13 protein-coding genes are annotated in these 15,894 nt (G+C 58.4%); 6 read left to right on the top strand and 7 right to left on the bottom strand.

What is annotated here, in order from left to right; translation table 11 throughout:
• The first annotated feature begins 168 nt into the window (after nt 1-168).
• Together sbcB and ACSMDR_RS00155 are read left to right on the top strand one after the other, a co-directional pair.
• Entirely contained in the window at nt 169-1,575 is a 1,407-nt protein-coding gene (gene sbcB, locus ACSMDR_RS00160) for an exodeoxyribonuclease I (protein WP_436466598.1), read from the top strand.
• Nucleotides 1,576-1,684: 109 nt separating this feature from the next.
• Nucleotides 1,685-2,191: a hypothetical protein gene (locus tag ACSMDR_RS00155; RefSeq protein ID WP_005907752.1), complete on the top strand. Its 507-nt coding sequence runs from the start codon at nt 1,685-1,687 to the stop codon at nt 2,189-2,191.
• A gap of 59 nt (nt 2,192-2,250) precedes the next feature.
• Here ACSMDR_RS00155 and ACSMDR_RS00150 read toward each other — a convergent pair whose 3' ends face one another.
• On the bottom strand, nt 2,251-3,963 hold the full coding sequence (locus ACSMDR_RS00150) for a glycoside hydrolase family 36 protein (protein WP_436466596.1): 1,713 nt from the start codon (nt 3,961-3,963) through the stop codon (nt 2,251-2,253).
• Between the two features lie 179 nt (nt 3,964-4,142).
• Here ACSMDR_RS00150 and ACSMDR_RS00145 point away from each other — a divergent pair, with 179 nt between their 5' ends.
• The 3 genes from ACSMDR_RS00145 to cdd all read left to right on the top strand — a co-directional run bounded on the left by ACSMDR_RS00145 (nt 4,143) and on the right by cdd (nt 6,372).
• A complete protein-coding gene (locus tag ACSMDR_RS00145; protein ID WP_436466595.1) occupies nt 4,143-4,547 on the top strand; it encodes a CidA/LrgA family protein in 405 nt (134 codons plus the stop codon).
• A complete protein-coding gene (locus tag ACSMDR_RS00140; RefSeq protein ID WP_005907749.1) occupies nt 4,544-5,230 on the top strand; it encodes an LrgB family protein in 687 nt (228 codons plus the stop codon). The genes ACSMDR_RS00145 and ACSMDR_RS00140 overlap by 4 nt, the downstream gene beginning before the upstream one ends.
• Nucleotides 5,231-5,493: 263 nt before the next feature.
• Complete coding sequence (gene cdd, locus ACSMDR_RS00135) at nt 5,494-6,372, top strand: cytidine deaminase (protein WP_436466594.1); 879 nt, start codon at nt 5,494-5,496, stop codon at nt 6,370-6,372.
• Nucleotides 6,373-6,517: 145 nt separating this feature from the next.
• On the opposite strand, the gene ppiD is transcribed toward cdd, so the two are convergent.
• The 6 genes from ppiD to tig form a co-directional block, all read right to left on the bottom strand.
• Nucleotides 6,518-8,431 (bottom strand): peptidylprolyl isomerase, encoded by a 1,914-nt coding sequence (gene ppiD / locus ACSMDR_RS00130; RefSeq protein ID WP_005904130.1) that lies wholly within the window; start codon nt 8,429-8,431, stop codon nt 6,518-6,520.
• Nucleotides 8,432-8,580: 149 nt separating this feature from the next.
• Nucleotides 8,581-8,853, bottom strand: coding sequence for a nucleoid-associated protein HU-beta (gene hupB, locus ACSMDR_RS00125; protein WP_005315375.1), 273 nt, complete (start codon nt 8,851-8,853; stop codon nt 8,581-8,583).
• Between the two features lie 240 nt (nt 8,854-9,093).
• Nucleotides 9,094-11,448: an endopeptidase La gene (gene lon / locus ACSMDR_RS00120; protein WP_042043129.1), complete on the bottom strand. Its 2,355-nt coding sequence runs from the start codon at nt 11,446-11,448 to the stop codon at nt 9,094-9,096.
• A 141-nt stretch (nt 11,449-11,589) separates the two neighbouring features.
• Entirely contained in the window at nt 11,590-12,864 is a 1,275-nt protein-coding gene (clpX, locus tag ACSMDR_RS00115; RefSeq protein ID WP_005904125.1) for an ATP-dependent protease ATP-binding subunit ClpX, read from the bottom strand.
• Nucleotides 12,865-12,934: 70 nt separating this feature from the next.
• Entirely contained in the window at nt 12,935-13,558 is a 624-nt protein-coding gene (gene clpP / locus ACSMDR_RS00110) for an ATP-dependent Clp endopeptidase proteolytic subunit ClpP (RefSeq protein ID WP_005904123.1), read from the bottom strand.
• A gap of 86 nt (nt 13,559-13,644) precedes the next feature.
• On the bottom strand, nt 13,645-14,955 hold the full coding sequence (gene tig, locus ACSMDR_RS00105) for a trigger factor (protein WP_436466593.1): 1,311 nt from the start codon (nt 14,953-14,955) through the stop codon (nt 13,645-13,647).
• Nucleotides 14,956-15,377: 422 nt separating this feature from the next.
• On the opposite strand from tig, the gene ACSMDR_RS00100 reads away from it, so the two are divergent.
• The gene (locus ACSMDR_RS00100; RefSeq protein ID WP_005904121.1) at nt 15,378-15,812 is read left to right on the top strand and encodes a YccF domain-containing protein; all 435 of its coding nucleotides are present in this window, start codon (nt 15,378-15,380) and stop codon (nt 15,810-15,812) included.
• Nucleotides 15,813-15,894: the final 82 nt, after the last annotated feature.

Genomic DNA, 15,894 nt, shown 5'->3' with positions numbered 1-15,894 from the left:
TGTTCGAATGACAACCAGCCTCTTGCATGAGACAGCATGGCGACCAATAAAGCAGCAGATGCCAGCCCCTTGCCCCGCTAGCATTGCAGTGGGATCCCCATCTGTGCCAGCATTGGCGGCCCAAGGCCTCAGGGGCCATGTTTCACCGCGCAGCACCAGTAGAGATCCATGACACAGCCAACATTTTACTTTCACGATTACGAGACATTCGGGATAAGCCCGGCCCGCGATCGACCGGCGCAGTTTGCCGGGGTGCGCACCGATGCGGATTTCAATCTGATTGGCGATCCTCTGGTCATCTACTGCAAGCCGCCGGCCGATTACCTGCCCAGCCCGGAAGCTTGCCTCATTACGGGGATCACGCCACAAAAGGCGATGAAAGATGGTCTGTGCGAAGCGGACTTCATCGCCCAAATTCACGCCGAATTCGCCAAACCTGACACCTGCATTCTCGGCTACAACAGCATTCGTTTCGATGACGAAGTCACGCGCTACACCCTGTATCGCAACTTCTATGACCCTTATGCCTATGCCTGGCAAAACGGCAACTCTCGCTGGGATATTCTCGACATGCTGCGCGCCTGCTACGCGCTGCGGCCAGAAGGGATAGAGTGGGCCTTCGATGAGGAGGGCAAACCGAGTTTCCGCCTGGAAAAACTGACCGAAGCCAATGGCATCAGCCATGCCAATGCCCACGATGCCCTCTCGGACGTGCTGGCCACCATCGCCATGACCAAGAAGGTGAAAGAGGCGCAGCCCAAGCTGTTCGATTACCTGTTTGCCCTGCGCAACAAAAACAAGGTCAAGGCCTTGCTCGATCTGGTGACCATGAAACCCCTGGTGCACGTCTCCGGCATGTTCTCCCCCTGGCAGGGTTGCGTGAGCTGGGTGTCGCCACTGGCTTGGCACCCCCATAACCAGAATGCCGTCATCATGGTGGATCTGACCCGTGACCCGACGCCCCTGATTGAGCTCAGCAGCGCAGAGATCCGCGAGCGGCTCTACACCCGCAAGGACGAGCTGGGCGAGCTGGCCCCCATCCCGGTCAAACTGGTGCACATCAACAAGTGCCCGGTACTGGCCCCGGCGGCCACTCTGACCCCGGAGCGTGCCGACACACTGGGGATTGATAGGGAACAGTGCCGCAGGAGCCTTGATCTGCTGCGGGCGCATCCACAAGTGCGCGAGAAGCTGGTCGAGGTCTTCAATCAGGAGTTTGAGGGTAGCAACGACAATGACCCCGATACCCAGCTCTATGCCGGCTTCTTCGGACAGGGGGACAAGGCGAGCATGGATATGGTGCGTGCCACGTCCCCGGAGTTGCTCGGTGAACGGGAGTTTGCCTTCAGCGACAAGCGCCTGCCCGAACTGCTGTTCCGCTATCGCGCCCGTAACTGGCCACAGACCCTTAGCGAACCTGAACTCAAACGCTGGCGCCAACATTGCAGCGACTACTTTGAATCCCAACTGCCGGACTATCTGCCCAGGTTAGAGGCGCTGGCGGAGCAGAATCAGGGTAACGAACGGAACTTTATCATCCTGAAGTCCCTCTACCATTACCTTGAAAATCTGTAACTTGTGACTAGTTTCACAGTTAAAGCCCTGTCGCAGAGGCCTGCTCACGCCATAATGGCAACAGGCCCTGATGACAGGGCAGCCATCCAGAGGGATATTCCATAACAAGATGCGCGCTAACCTGCTTACCGCCAGCCTGCTTGGTCTGACACTGCTGACCCCCACCGTCTTCGCGGCGCCTCGCTTCGAGTTGCCCGAATATCTGTTGCAGTTGCCACGCCAGAGCTATCAGTTGATGCAGCAGAGTTTCAGCGTCCTCTACCAGCAGACCAATTTCACCCCCTCCATTACCAACAGCTACTTCAACTATTCGGATCTCTACAAGTTTGTCGGGGTGCCCTTGGCCATCACCCCCCAGGCCGGATTTCAGCTGGAGGTGTTTGGCCAGCTCTATAACCTCGCCTCCCAAAGCTATGTTCATATGAGCCAGGACATGTCCCTCTATCGCATGCTGCGGGCCGATATGATAGGCAACCCGAACGATCAGATAGCCGTTGGCATGGGGCTGGGTGTCCCGCTCAGCCCCATGCTCACCGTCAAGGCCCTCGCCTCCACCAATCAGATCCCCGGTTACGGTCAAGCCAACTACGCCCTTGGCATCGAGTGGCGCTACTGAGTCGCATATCGCGCAACAATCAGGCTCCCACGGGAGCCTGATATCATCTTGGCGCAGGTTCAGGAGTAGCTGATCACTCTCCCTTGCCCGCCCTGCAGGGTGAGCCACTCACCCACCCCGGTCTCATGCCAGAAATCGATCCCCCCTGCTGGCACAGTGACTGTCTCTGGCTTATCGCACCAGTTGAACAGACAGAGCAGCCTGCCACCTGAAGGGAGGACAACCCAGCCGCGCTCAAACGCCATGGTGTCAAAGCGCGCGCTGGGGGCGCGCACCGCACTCAGCGCCAACAGTTTGTGCAGGGCTGCCGCTTGTTCCTCATCGAGATCCTGCAACCTGTCGCCGGCCAACACCATGCCGCCGCTGGCTACCAGGGCAGCCAGGTGGAACTCATAATTGTGGGGCTCCGCCCGCTGGCTTGAGAGATCCCGCAGACAGACACAGTCAGGATCCAGCGCCCACAACCGATCGTTTTGCCAGGCACGGCAAAAGCTCTCTCTGGCTATCTGGCGAAAACGCGGGCCACTACGCTCCACGTCATCGCTTGCCCGCATGCCGTGCACCAGCCCCAGACTCGGCCATAGCGGCGCATTGCAACCAAGCAGAAAGGCCCCCTCCCCGGCGCCCGCCAGTATGGCCCCCATGCCACGGCGATAGGCCTGAATGCGGGTCGCGGCCGGGTCAAAGAAACGGCCGCCGTGTATGGCTCCCCAGAAGTTGGCATCCAGCTTGAAGTAATGAATGCCCCACTGCTCGCGCAAGGTACGGAAGCTGCGCTCGAGGTGGGCCTGCACCTCGGGGTGAGTGCCATCGAGCACATACCAGGGAGTACAGCGCCAACCGCCATAGGTTACCCGCTCGGCGGGGAGCGGCAAGCCATCCTCCCCTTGCACGAACCAGTCAGGGTGATCCTGAAACACCCGGGAACCTGGTTCGGCAATAAACGGAGCGACCCAGAGCGCAGGTTCACAACCGCTGGCACGGATCTCTGCCGCCAAGCTGGCAACCCCTTGTTCGAACTTGGCCGAGGGTGTCAGCCAGTCCCCCATCCTGGCCTGATAGCCATCGTCGATCTGCACGTATGTCAGCGCAGGGAAGCGCGCCCCACGTTCCGCCAGGTTTTCGCGAATATCCTCAGCGCTCACTTCGCTGTAATAGTGATACCAGGAACACCACCCCGTTGGCCGCGCCTGCGTCGGTGAGATCAAGGTGCCATGCTCTGCGCTGATCCTGCCGGCCAGCGCTGCCAGCAGTGCCTCACGATCCGGCCCCGTCAGGCAGAGCAATCCTTCGCTCTGCCAATGCTGACCCGGTTGCAGTGCCCGCCCCTCGGCCCGCATCAAGATCTGCAGACGGCCATCGGGGTAGAGGCGAAATTCACCGCCAAATTGCCCGCAACTGGCAAATGCCAGCAGCAGCCACCCTTCGGGATGGGCAACCAGCAAGAGATTGTGAATGGTGTGAAAGCCGTCATCCTGGGTGATGCGATAGACATCGGCATCCGGGCAACGTCCCACCGGCTCGGGCGCCTGCCAGAGCCCCATTGTCTGGGCCAGCATCTGGAAACCCTCGCCATAGATGGCCGCATCCAACGAGATGCCAAGGGAGCCATCAAACAACACCCAGTCATCGACGGCCACGGGATCGGGTCCCAGATTGTCCAGCCGCACCCGGCACAGGGGCCCGTCCCACTGCCGGGTCTGCAGCAAGTTGTCGGGTTGGGCCAGATCCGCTGGCAGTGCCCGTAACCGGGCGAGGAGTGAAGACGACATGGATGTTTCCTTGGATAAGTACGCAGAGGAGCGCTGAGGGTGCTCGGCCAATGCCGTTCAGCCTGCGCAAAGTGAGGCCCACTCCTGCTTGTATCATAAGTGGGTCAGTTGGCCCTGTCCTGCGGCCCCTGCACTCTGTTAAACTGCGACCTCGCTCACAGCTATCCAATGAGGCTCACGTGCTCGCCCAACGCGCCTTGATCTACTTTCGCGACTTCATGGTCATCATCGCCTGCCTGTTGATAGGCAAAGCCCTGGCGGCAATGCTGCCCTTCGCCTTCCCCGGCAGCATACTGGGGCTGTTGACCCTGTTTGTGCTGCTCTCCCTGCAAATCGTCAAGCTAGGCTGGGTCGAGCAGGGCGCCGGCCTGCTGCTGCGTCATATGGGAGTCTTGTTCGTGCCCGTGGCCGTCGGCCTGGTCGCCTGGCTAGAGCCACTGAGTCAATCCATCGAACTTATCTTGCTGTGCGTCGTGGTTGGCATAGTGCTGATCCTGGCTGTGGTGGGGCGCCTCTATCAGCGCATGAATCAGCAGATGAATCAGCAGATGAATCAGAAAATCAATCAGAGGGTGGATTCATGATCTGGCTGGCCCTGCCCCTGACCCTTGCGCTCTATTTCCTGACCCGGGCCCTCTATCGCCGTCTGCCCTGGCCCATCATCAACCCTGTATTGATCCCGACCCTGGTGATCATGGGGATCATCCTCGGATTCGGGCTCCCCTTCACCGACTATCAGCAAGGCACCCGTCCCATCACAGCCCTGCTCGAGCCTGCCGTGGTGGCCCTTGCCCTGCCACTCTATCAACAGGCCCGCCAGATCCAGGCCAGGCTCAAGCCCATCTTGATCTGCACCCTGGCCTCCGTATTGATCTCGGTGTGTACCACCTTGGCGATCGGTTACTGCATGGGCGCAGAACCGGCCCTGCTGGCGTCGCTGGCCACCAAATCGATCACCACCCCCCTGGCCATGAGCGTCAGCCAATCCTTGGGGGGCATACCAGCCATCGCCGCCGCCGTGGTAGTGGTGGTCGGCATCATTGGCGCCCTCATCGGCTATCCCTTGCTCAAGCTGTTTCGCGTCACGGATCCCGAGGCTCAGGGCCTCGCCATGGGTGCCTGTGCCCATGCCATCGGCACCGCCGCATCCGCCGAGCAGGGCATTAGCCAAGGTGCCTTCGCCTCCCTCGCCATGGTGATGTGCGGCATACTGACTGCCGCCGTGGCGCCGCTGCTGTTCGCCCTCTATCACTGGCTGGTTCCTTGACATCCGATGGCGGCTGCCAGGCCGCCATCGCTGCTGTTTCATAACCCCTATAAGCCTCCTCGGGTCATTGTCCAGGCCTGCCTGCCCTCCCCGTAACACGCTTTCGAGGCAAGCTGCCCCTTGCCGGTGACTCGCCACTGGAAAAGCAAACGTTTCCCATTCCCTGTCGGCCGGACAGCGCGAGCAAGCTGTGAGTTGGTTCACACAAATGACCTCGGCCACTCCCTACAATGTCCTCCCAATTGGCCCATGAGGACAGATAGATGCATCCCCGCTTTGCCAAGATACTCGACCAGCTGCCGACGTCCCTGAGAGACGTCGTGACCCCCATGCTTGGCGATGACTTTGCCGCCAGCTTCAGCCAAGACCAGATCCAGCAGTTGCTCGCTGCAAGCCAGCTTGCCGAGCGTGAGCTGCGCCTGGCCCTGTTGCCCCTGGCCGCCGCCTGTTCGGTTGCCCCCATCTCCCGCTTCTTCGTCGGCGCCATCGCCTGTGGCCTCAGTGGTCGCTGGTATCTGGGCGCCAACATGGAGTTTGCAGGGCAAGGTCTGTTCCACTCGGTACATGCCGAGCAATCTGCCATCTCCAATGCCTGGCTCAGTGGCGAGACCGGGATCAGCGAGATCACGGTCAACTACACCCCTTGCGGTCACTGCCGCCAGTTTATGAACGAACTGAGCACGGCCAAGGCATTGAAGGTTTCCCTGCCCGATACCATCAGCACCCTGCAAGCCTTCTTGCCCCACTCCTTCGGCCCGGCGGATCTGGATATCAGCGATGCCCTGATGAGCCCGCAGCACCATGATCTGACCCTGAGCAGCGACGATGCCCTGGTGCTCGCCGCCCTGGCCGCCGCACGCCAGAGCTATGCCCCCTACAGCCAGGGCTTTGCGGCGGTCGCGCTGGAGTTCAATGACGGTCGCATCTTCTGCGGTCGCTACGCCGAAAACGCCGCCTTCAACCCCAGCCTGCCGCCCATGCAGATGGCTTGTGCCCATGCGGTGCTCAATGGCGCAGATCTGGGTGAGGTACGCCGTGCTGTCCTGATAGAGAACAGCAAGGGTCAGATCAGCCAGCAAGATGCGGCCAGATCTGTGCTCAAGGCGCTGGGCAAGGTCGAGCTGGAATACCAGGCCGTGTAACCTTCCCGGTCGTGCAACTTAACCAGAGGGAGCCAGGCCCAGGGTCAGGCTCCCTTCTTGTTGTTCTGCCCCGCGGCATGATGAAATGTGCATAAAAAAGGGCCCGCGATTGCGGGCCCTTTTCATGTTTTCCTGAAGCGGAAGATCACTCTATCGCAGACTCCACATCGGTGAAGTACTCAATCTTGGCGGACTTGCGCAGCCCTTCGACCAGCGACTTGTAACTGGCCTGAGCCTTGCCCTGACCGAGCTGCCCTTGCAGCATGGTCAGCATCTGGGAAGCCTCGGCAGGCACGTTGACCTGGTCCAGGGCAACGATAACGCGATCGCCATTGGCCTCGGTCACCAGATCCACGCTCGGCTTGCCATCTTTGGGATGGGGCAGGCGGAAGGCGTCGGCCAGCAAGTTCTGATCCAGATCCTGGGTGAAACGAGCGACCCCCTTGTGGGTTTCAGACTTGAGACCCAGCGCCGTCAATTGGGCGCTGATATCTTCCCCGGCCTTGATCTGCTCGAGCAGGCCCTGGGCCTTGCCGCGGGCAATCTCGCTCGCCTTGTCGTGGGTGATGGCGGCAACGACCTGCTCCTTCACCTCGGCCAGCGGCTTGGCAGCTTTGGGCTGATGACCGGTCACATGCAGCACCAGCGCCTTGCCATCGGCCAGCTCGATCACATCCGAGTTGGTGTTCTCCTCGCGCAGTTGCTCGGAGAAGGCGGCATTGAGCGCCTTGCCATCATTGAGCGGCGCCGGGGCATCAGCCTGAGTGAAGTAGTCAACAGATTGCACCTTGAGACCCAGGGCATCGGCTGTCATGTCCAGCGAGTCCGGGTTTTCGAAGCTGGTATCGGCCATCTTCTGCTGCAGATTGAAGAACTGCTCCTTCGCCTTGTCTGCCTGCAGACGCGTGATGGTATCGCTCATCACATCGTCAAACGGTTTGGTCTGTGCGGCTTGCACGCCCAGCAGCTTGATGATGTGGAAACCGAACGGGCTCTTGACCACGGCGGAGAGATCCCCCTCTTTACCAAGGGCAAAGGCGGCTTGCTCGAAGGCCGGATCCATGACGCCCTTCTCGAACCAGTCCAGTTCACCGCCCTGTTTGGCGGAGAAGGTGTCGGAGGAGTTGGCCTTGGCCAGGGCTGCGAAATCGGCACCGCCCTTGAGTTCGGTCAGCAAGCCTGCGGCTTTCTGCTCGGCGGCCTGCTCATCCTTACCAAGGGGGATCAGGATGTGCGCCACGCGGCGACGCTCGGCACGCTGGAACAGGTCCTGATGCTGGTCGTAGTAATCCTTGGCCTCCTGCTCGGTCACCTTGATATCTTTGCTCAAGCTGGCGGCATCGAGCAGCAGATAATCGACCTTGACCTTCTCATCGCTCATGAAGCGGTTGCTGTTGCTCTTGTAGAACTGCGCCACCTCCTCATCAGTCACCTTGACCTCGCCCACATAGTTGTCGGCGGCCAGACGCACCAGACGCAGATCCCGGGTCTGGTTATAGAGCTTGTCGAGCTGTTCGGCCTCGCTCTTGAGAGCGAACTCGGTGCCCAAGAGAGCGCCAACCAGTTGCTGGCGTACCATGTCCTGGCGCAGGGAGTCGCGGAACATCTCGGGGGTCATGTTGGCGCGGCGAATGAGCTGCAGGTAGAGGTCGTTGTCAAACTTGCCCTCTTTGGCAAACTCCGGCATGGCGACGATGGCCTGCTTGATCTGTTCGTCACTGATCCGCAAGCCAAGCTCATGGGCCTTGCTGTCAACCAGCGCCTGATCGATCAGGCGATCGAGCACGCTGCGACGGAACTGTTTCATGTAGTCAGGGTTGGCGGCCAGCTGGCTGAAGGCTTCTCCCATCTGGGATTCCATGCGGGCGCGCTCATTACGATAGGCATTTTCCAGCGCCTGCTGGCTGATTTCAGTCCCGTTGACGGTAGCGGGGGCGGTACGAGCAGGGCCATTGAGGTAGCTGCCTACTCCGGCCAAGGCGAAGGAGAGGATGATCAGGCCCAGGATTACCTTGGCGACCGTGCCCTGCGCGCCTTCGCGTAGTTTATCCAACATCATGTGTGTACTTATGCTCCCGAACTCGATGGGCATGAATAATGAAAAGGCGCACCGATTGCGATGCGCCTTGGTCAATCAGTATGAGGGAGAGCCCTCTAACTTTGTCTGGTCTGCGACCAAGGACGGAGCCGACAGGATCAGCAACCGACTCAGTTTACAGCGTCTTTCAGAGCCTTACCGGCCTTGAAAGCAGGCACTTTGCCTGCAGCGATCTCGATGGTCGCACCAGTTTGCGGGTTGCGGCCAGAACGGGCAGCGCGCTCACGAACAGCGAAAGTACCGAAACCAACCAGAGCAACCTGGTCACCCTCTTTCAGGGCTTCGCCTACGGCATCAATGAAAGCATCCAGCGCACGGCCAGCGGCGGCTTTGGAGATATCGGCGCCGTCTGCAATTTTGTCAATCAGTTGAGATTTATTCACTCTTATATTCCCCTTTTATCGAACATCGCTGCAGCAGTGATTTCCCTGGCCGCAACAAGTGGAGGTTTTATAGCAAGCCTCCTGGCCAGTTGCAAGTGACAATATGGCGCAAACCCGCGCCACATCACGCATTGCGACTGATCATGAGTACCGGATCGGGGGTCAAGGCTACTGCCGTTATCCGGCGCTTGCAAGCCTTAACCCCCGAGCACGTGCGCCAAGTTTGCGGCGCATCAACTTTTATACGACAGAAACGCGTTCGAAACCCTGTGGATTGTCCTGCAATGCCAGTTCCAACACCTCATCAATCCAGCGAACCGGATAGATTTCAAGATCTTGTTTGACGTTGGCCGGGATCTCTTCCAAGTCTCGTTCGTTATCTTTCGGGATCAACACCCGCTTGATGCCACCACGATGGGCTGCCAGCAGCTTCTCTTTGAGGCCACCGATGGGCAACACTTCGCCACGCAGGGTGATCTCCCCCGTCATGGCCACGTCGGCACGTACCGGGTTGCCGGTCAGACTGGAAACCAGGGCAGTACACATGGCGATACCAGCACTCGGACCATCTTTCGGGGTAGCCCCCTCGGGTACGTGTACATGGATGTCGCGTTTCTCGTGGAAGTCGGCGTTGATACGCAACTTCTCGGCGCGAGCCCGCACCACCGTCATGGCAGCCTGGATGGACTCTTGCATCACATCACCCAGGGAACCTGTGTAAGTGAGCTTGCCCTTGCCTGGCACATTGGTGGTTTCGATGGTGAGCAAATCACCGCCGACCTCGGTCCATGCCAGACCACATACCTGACCAATCTGGTTCTGATCGGCGGCCTTGCCGTAATCGAAACGCTGAACCCCCAGGTACTCCTTGAGGTTGTCCTGATTGACCAGAATATGCTTGATGCTCTTGTCCAGCAGGATGCGCTTGACCGCCTTGCGGCAGATCTTGGAGATCTCGCGCTCCAGGCTACGTACCCCGGCTTCCCGGGTGTAATAACGAATGACACCGACCAGTGCGGAATCCTCTATGGTGATCTCCGCCGGTTTCAGGCCATTGCGCTGGATCTGCTTGGCGACCAGATGCTGCTTGGCAATATTGAGCTTCTCATCCTCGGTGTAACCGGACAGACGGATCACTTCCATCCGGTCCAGCAAGGGACCCGGGATGTTCATGGAGTTGGAGGTGGCCACGAACATGACGTCCGACAGGTCATAATCCACTTCCAGATAGTGATCGTTGAAGCTGTTGTTCTGCTCGGGATCCAGCACTTCCAGCAAGGCGGAAGCGGGATCGCCGCGCATGTCGGAGCTCATCTTGTCGATTTCATCGAGCAGGAACAGCGGGTTCTTCACGCCGACTTTCGCCATCTTCTGAATGAGCTTGCCGGGCATGGAACCGATATAGGTACGACGGTGGCCGCGGATCTCGGCTTCGTCCCGCACGCCGCCGAGCGCCATGCGCACATATTTGCGGCCGGTCGCTCTGGCAATGGATTGACCGAGCGAGGTCTTGCCCACGCCGGGAGGCCCAACCAGGCAAAGAATGGGGCCCTTGAGCTTGTTGACTCTCGCCTGCACCGCCAGATATTCGAGGATGCGATCCTTGACCTTCTCCAGACCATAGTGATCCGCGTCCAGCACCTCTTGGGCCTTGCCAAGGTCTTTTTTGACCTTGGAGCGGGTACGCCAGGGCACCTGCACCATCCAGTCCACATAACTGCGCACTACGGTGGCTTCGGCCGACATCGGGGACATCATTCTCAGCTTGGCAAGTTCCGCCTGCGCCTTGTCATGAGCATCGGCAGGCATGCCAGCCTCTTCAATCTTGCGACTGAGTGCCTCGAACTCATCCGGCGAGTCTTCCAGCTCACCCAACTCTTTCTGGATGGCTTTCATCTGCTCGTTGAGATAGTACTCGCGCTGGCTCTTCTCCATCTGCTTCTTGACCCGGGAGCGGATGCGTTTCTCAACCTGCAAGAGGTCAATCTCCGACTCCATCATGGCCATCAGAAACTCGATGCGCTCGGACACAGAGGCAATTTCCAGCACCTTCTGCTTGTCTTCGAGCTTGAGCGGCATGTGCGCGGCCATGGTATCTGCCAGGCGCGCCGCATCGTCGATCGCCGAGATCGAGGTGAGCACCTCGGGCGGGATCTTCTTGTTGAGCTTGATATAGCCCTCGAACTGACCGATGGCGGAGCGCACCAGCACTTCCTGATCCTGCTCTTCGATGGGCGTGGAGGCGATGTACTCGGCCTCCCCCACAAAGAAGTCCTGATCGTCGATCATCTGTTCGAGACGCGCACGCTGGCCGCCTTCGACCAGTACCTTGACGGTACCGTCCGGCAGCTTGAGCATCTGCAATATGTTGGCCACAGTCCCGACCGAGAAAATCTCCTCGACGGTAGGCTCATCGGTTGACGCATCCTTCTGGGCTATGAGCAGGACTTTCTTGTCTTGCTCCATGGCCGCTTCCAGACAGCGAATGGATTTTTCCCGCCCCACGAAGAGTGGAATGACCATGTGGGGGTAAACCACCACGTCACGAAGAGGCAGGACGGGAATCTTGATGCGTTCTGAACGCTCTAGGTTCATATATGTCCTCTCGGCTTGTTATACCGTTGGCAAAGCGCTTGGCTGAGTATATGGGGGCGTAAAGATGAGATTCAATCGCCTTGGCCGTAAAAAGCAAGAAAGGGGCAAAATGCCCCTTTCATCTGATTAAAAATCAGTCTGTTACTCTGACGCAGCCGCCTGGGTATCGTTGTTTTCGTAGATCATCAGGGGCGCAGACTCCCCCTTGATCACCGTCTCGTCGATCACCACCTTGCTGATCCCGTCCAGGGACGGCAAGTCATACATGGTGTCGAGCAACACGGCTTCGACAATAGATCGCAGACCCCGGGCACCGGTTTTGCGCTCCATCGCCTTGCGCGCAATGGCGTTCAAGGCATCGTCACGAAACTCCAGCTCCACCCCTTCCAGATCGAACAGGGCGGCATATTGCTTGGTCAGTGCGTTCTTCGGCTCTTTGAGGATCTGGATCAGCGCAGCTTCATCCAGCTCGGTCAAGGTCGCGACCACAGGCAGACGACCGATGAACTCGGGGATGAGACCGTACTTGATCAGATCTTCCGGCTCCACCTTGGCAAAGGTCTCGCTCAAGGAAGCCTTGGCGTCCTTGGATTTGACCTCGGCGCCAAAGCCGATACCTGCCCCTTTGTGGGAACGCTGCTCGATAACCTTGTCCAGGCCGGCAAAAGCACCGCCACAGATGAAGAGGATCTTGGAAGTATCAACCTGCAGGAACTCCTGCTGCGGATGCTTGCGACCCCCTTGCGGCGGAACAGAGGCAACGGTGCCTTCGATCAGCTTGAGCAGGGCCTGCTGTACCCCTTCCCCGGACACGTCGCGGGTGATGGAGGGGTTGTCCGACTTGCGGGAGATCTTGTCGATCTCGTCGATGTAGACGATGCCACGCTGGGCCTTCTCCACGTCGTAGTCGCACTTTTGCAGCAGCTTCTGGATGATGTTCTCCACGTCCTCGCCCACATAACCGGCTTCGGTCAGTGTGGTGGCATCGGCCATGGTGAAAGGCACATCCAGCAGGCGGGCCAGGGTCTCGGCCAGCAGGGTCTTGCCGCTACCGGTCGGGCCTATCAGGAGGATGTTGGACTTGCCGAGTTCGACACCACTGCCATCGCCGCTGTTACGCAGGCGCTTATAGTGGTTGTAAACGGCGACCGCCAATACCTTCTTGGCATACTCCTGACCGATGACATAGTCATCCAAGTGCGCACGAATTTCGTGAGGGGTCGGCAGGGCATCGCCATCACGCTTGGGAGAGATCTCGCGGATCTCTTCACGGATGATGTCATTGCACAGCTCGACGCACTCATCGCAAACGTAGACGGAAGGGCCAGCGATCAGCTTGCGCACTTCATGCTGGCTTTTGCCGCAAAAAGAGCAGTAGAGCAGCTTGTCACCTTCACCCTTGCGTTTCTCTGTCATTCAGCAACCTCGTTGTATCAATAGAGGATGATCAGTCTGCTGAGTTTACAACAGACCGGTGTACCCTGCGTTAGGCGCGCTGGTTAAACACGCCATCCACCAGACCATAGGCCACTGCCTGCTCTGCCGACATGAAGTTGTCACGATCGGTGTCACGCTCTATGGTGGCCATGTCCTGGCCGGTGTGGAAAGCCAACCGCTCGTTCAGGGTATTCTTGATCTTCAAGATTTCCTGGGCATGGATCTGGATGTCCGATGCCTGGCCCTGGAAACCGCCAAGCGGCTGATGGATCATTACCCGGGCATTGGGCAGGCAGAAACGCTTGCCCTTGGCGCCGCCTGCCAGCAGGAAGGCTCCCATGGAGCAGGCCTGCCCCATGCAGACGGTGCTCACATCCGGCTTGATGAACTGCATGGTGTCATAGATAGACATGCCTGCCGTTACCGCGCCGCCTGGAGAGTTGATATAGATGGAGATGTCTTTATCCGGGCTCTCGGACTCGAGAAACAAGAGCTGGGCCACGACCAGATTGGCCATGTGATCTTCAACCGGACCGGTCAGGAAGATGACCCGCTCCTTGAGCAGACGGGAGTAGATATCGTACGAACGCTCACCCTTGGCAGTCTGCTCGACCACCATGGGGATCAGGGCATTGCGGGGAGAATCTGTCACGTCGTTATAGTTCTTGTACATAAGGCATTGTCCCTAAAATAAAATGGCCCGAGTGGACATCACACGAGCCATTATACTTAACAGTTTTGACCTTAAGTCAAATCTTCTTAGGCAGCGGCGCCAGACTTGTTGATCACGTCGTCAAAGGCCACTTCTTTTTCGGTCACTTGCGCCTTGGAGAGGATCAGGTCGATGGCTTGATCTTCTACTGCCAGGTTGCGAACGCCATTCAGCATCTGCTCATTCTTCTGGTAGTACTCGATCACTTCCTTCGGATCTTCGTAGGCGGTGGCCATGGACTCGATCAGTGCGGTAACGCGTGCGTCATCAGCCTTGATCTCGTTGGTGCGGATAACATCACCCAGCAGCAGACCAACGCGGACACGGCGCTCGGCCTGGGCCTGGAACAGCTCAGCCGGCAGCTCAGGTGCTTGACCACCCTGGAAACCACCAAAACGCTGCAGTGCCTGCTTGCGCAGGGCCTCGATCTCTTGCTCGACAGCCGCTTTAGGCAGATCGATCTGGTTGGCTTCAACCAGGCCGTTCAGCACTTGCTCTTTCACGCTGTTTTTCAGCGCTTGAGTCAGTTCGCGTTCCATGTTCTTGCGCACTTCGGCTTTCAAATCGTCAACAGAACCGCTTTCGATACCGAAACGCTTGACGAACTCTTCGCTCAGCTCAGGCAGCACCTGCTCTTCAACCTTGATGAGCTTGGAGGCAAACTTGGCCGCCTTGCCTTTGAGGTTTTCAGCATGGTAGTCAGCCGGGAAGGTCACTTCGATGGTGAACTCGTCCCCTGCTTTCTTGCCGAGGATGGCATCTTCGAAGCCCGGGATCATGCGGCCAGCGCCCAGCTCCAGCGTGAAGCCTTCGGCCTTGCCACCGTCGAACTCTTCACCGTCGATGGAACCGACGAAGTCCATGGTAACACGCATGCCAGCGGCAGCGGCGGCGTCAACATCAGCCCAGGTGGCGTGCTGCTTGCGCAGGGTGTCGATCATGTTGGCCAGGTCGGCGTCCTTGACGGTCGCAACCGGCTTCTCAACCTTGATGGCATCCAGACCGGCAACTTCGAATTCCGGATAGACTTCGAAGGTGGCGGTGAACTCAAAATCTTCGCCCTCTTTGATCTCTTTCGGATCCATGGTCGGGGCACCGGCCGGGCTCAATTTGCTCTCGATGATGGCTTTGATGAAGTTGTTCTGCATCATCTCATCGGCAACGCGGGCATGAGCCATGGCACCAAACATCTTCTTGATGATGGCTACCGGAGCCTTGCCAGGACGGAAACCGTCGATGCGACGGGTCTTGGCCAGGCCATTCAATTCTTTACGTACGGCAGCGTCAACAGCGGCAGCCGGTACAGTGATGGTAAGACGGCGTTCCAGACCTTGGGTTGTCTCTACAGAAACTTGCATTCTTTTACCTCGTTCAACTCAGCACTCTGTGCTGACCCTTTATTGCCCCTGGGTCGAGACCCGGAGTCTTCCTGTTTATAAAGACAACGACTGTCTTTGTGATGAGAAAATATGACGCGACATTATAGCGGCGCACTTTGGTCGCGTCGAGCCGCAGAGCCCCACATCCCTGCCCCTGAAGCGGCAATTAGTGCAATTCTGTGGTGGATATGGGGCAACCGGGGGCCAACTTCAAGGGGAAAGGGTGCAAGAATTTGCACTGGCTCACTTTTTCCTCGATAAATCGGGGAAAAATGCTCTTCGGTGGGCCACAGGCTGCGACTCTAATTGACAGTTCAGTATGGCAAGGAGTCTATTCACATATTGCGTCCCCCGCCCCGCGCGGCTATGGTGGCAACCAATTTGGATCTGGAGTCAAACTGATGGGCTTTTTTCGCTTTGTGTTCAACCTGCTGTGGTTTTTACTCGGTGGCGTCATCATGGGACTGGCCTGGTGGCTGGCGGGATTGCTCTGCTTTGTCTCGCTCATCGGCATTCCCTGGGGCCGCTCCTGCTTCGTGATCGGCACCTTCACCTTCTTCCCCTTCGGCAAGCAGGCCGTGAGCCGCAAGAGCATGATGGGTCAAAGAGACATAGGGACTGGGACACTGGGCCTCATTGGCAACATCATCTGGTTCCTGGTGATCGGCATCTGGCTCGCCATCGGCCACATCGCCTCGGCACTGGCTTGCTTTGTGACCATAGTGGGTATCCCCTTTGGTATCCAGCACCTGAAGCTGGCACTGATTGCCCTGGCCCCCATAGGCCAGATGGTGGTTACCAACCAGGAAGCGGAATCAGGCCGCTATATTCGTTGATAACCAACGGGCTTGATGCCTGATTGGGAAAAAGGGCAGACTAGGGTCTGCCCTTTTCATGTGTTCTGTTCACCCATTTGCG

This window comes from Aeromonas molluscorum (assembly GCF_051376105.1).
GTDB lineage: Bacteria > Pseudomonadota > Gammaproteobacteria > Enterobacterales > Aeromonadaceae > Aeromonas > Aeromonas molluscorum.
Note: the sequence above shows the minus strand (reverse complement) of the source record. Positions and strands in the feature narration are given on the sequence as shown.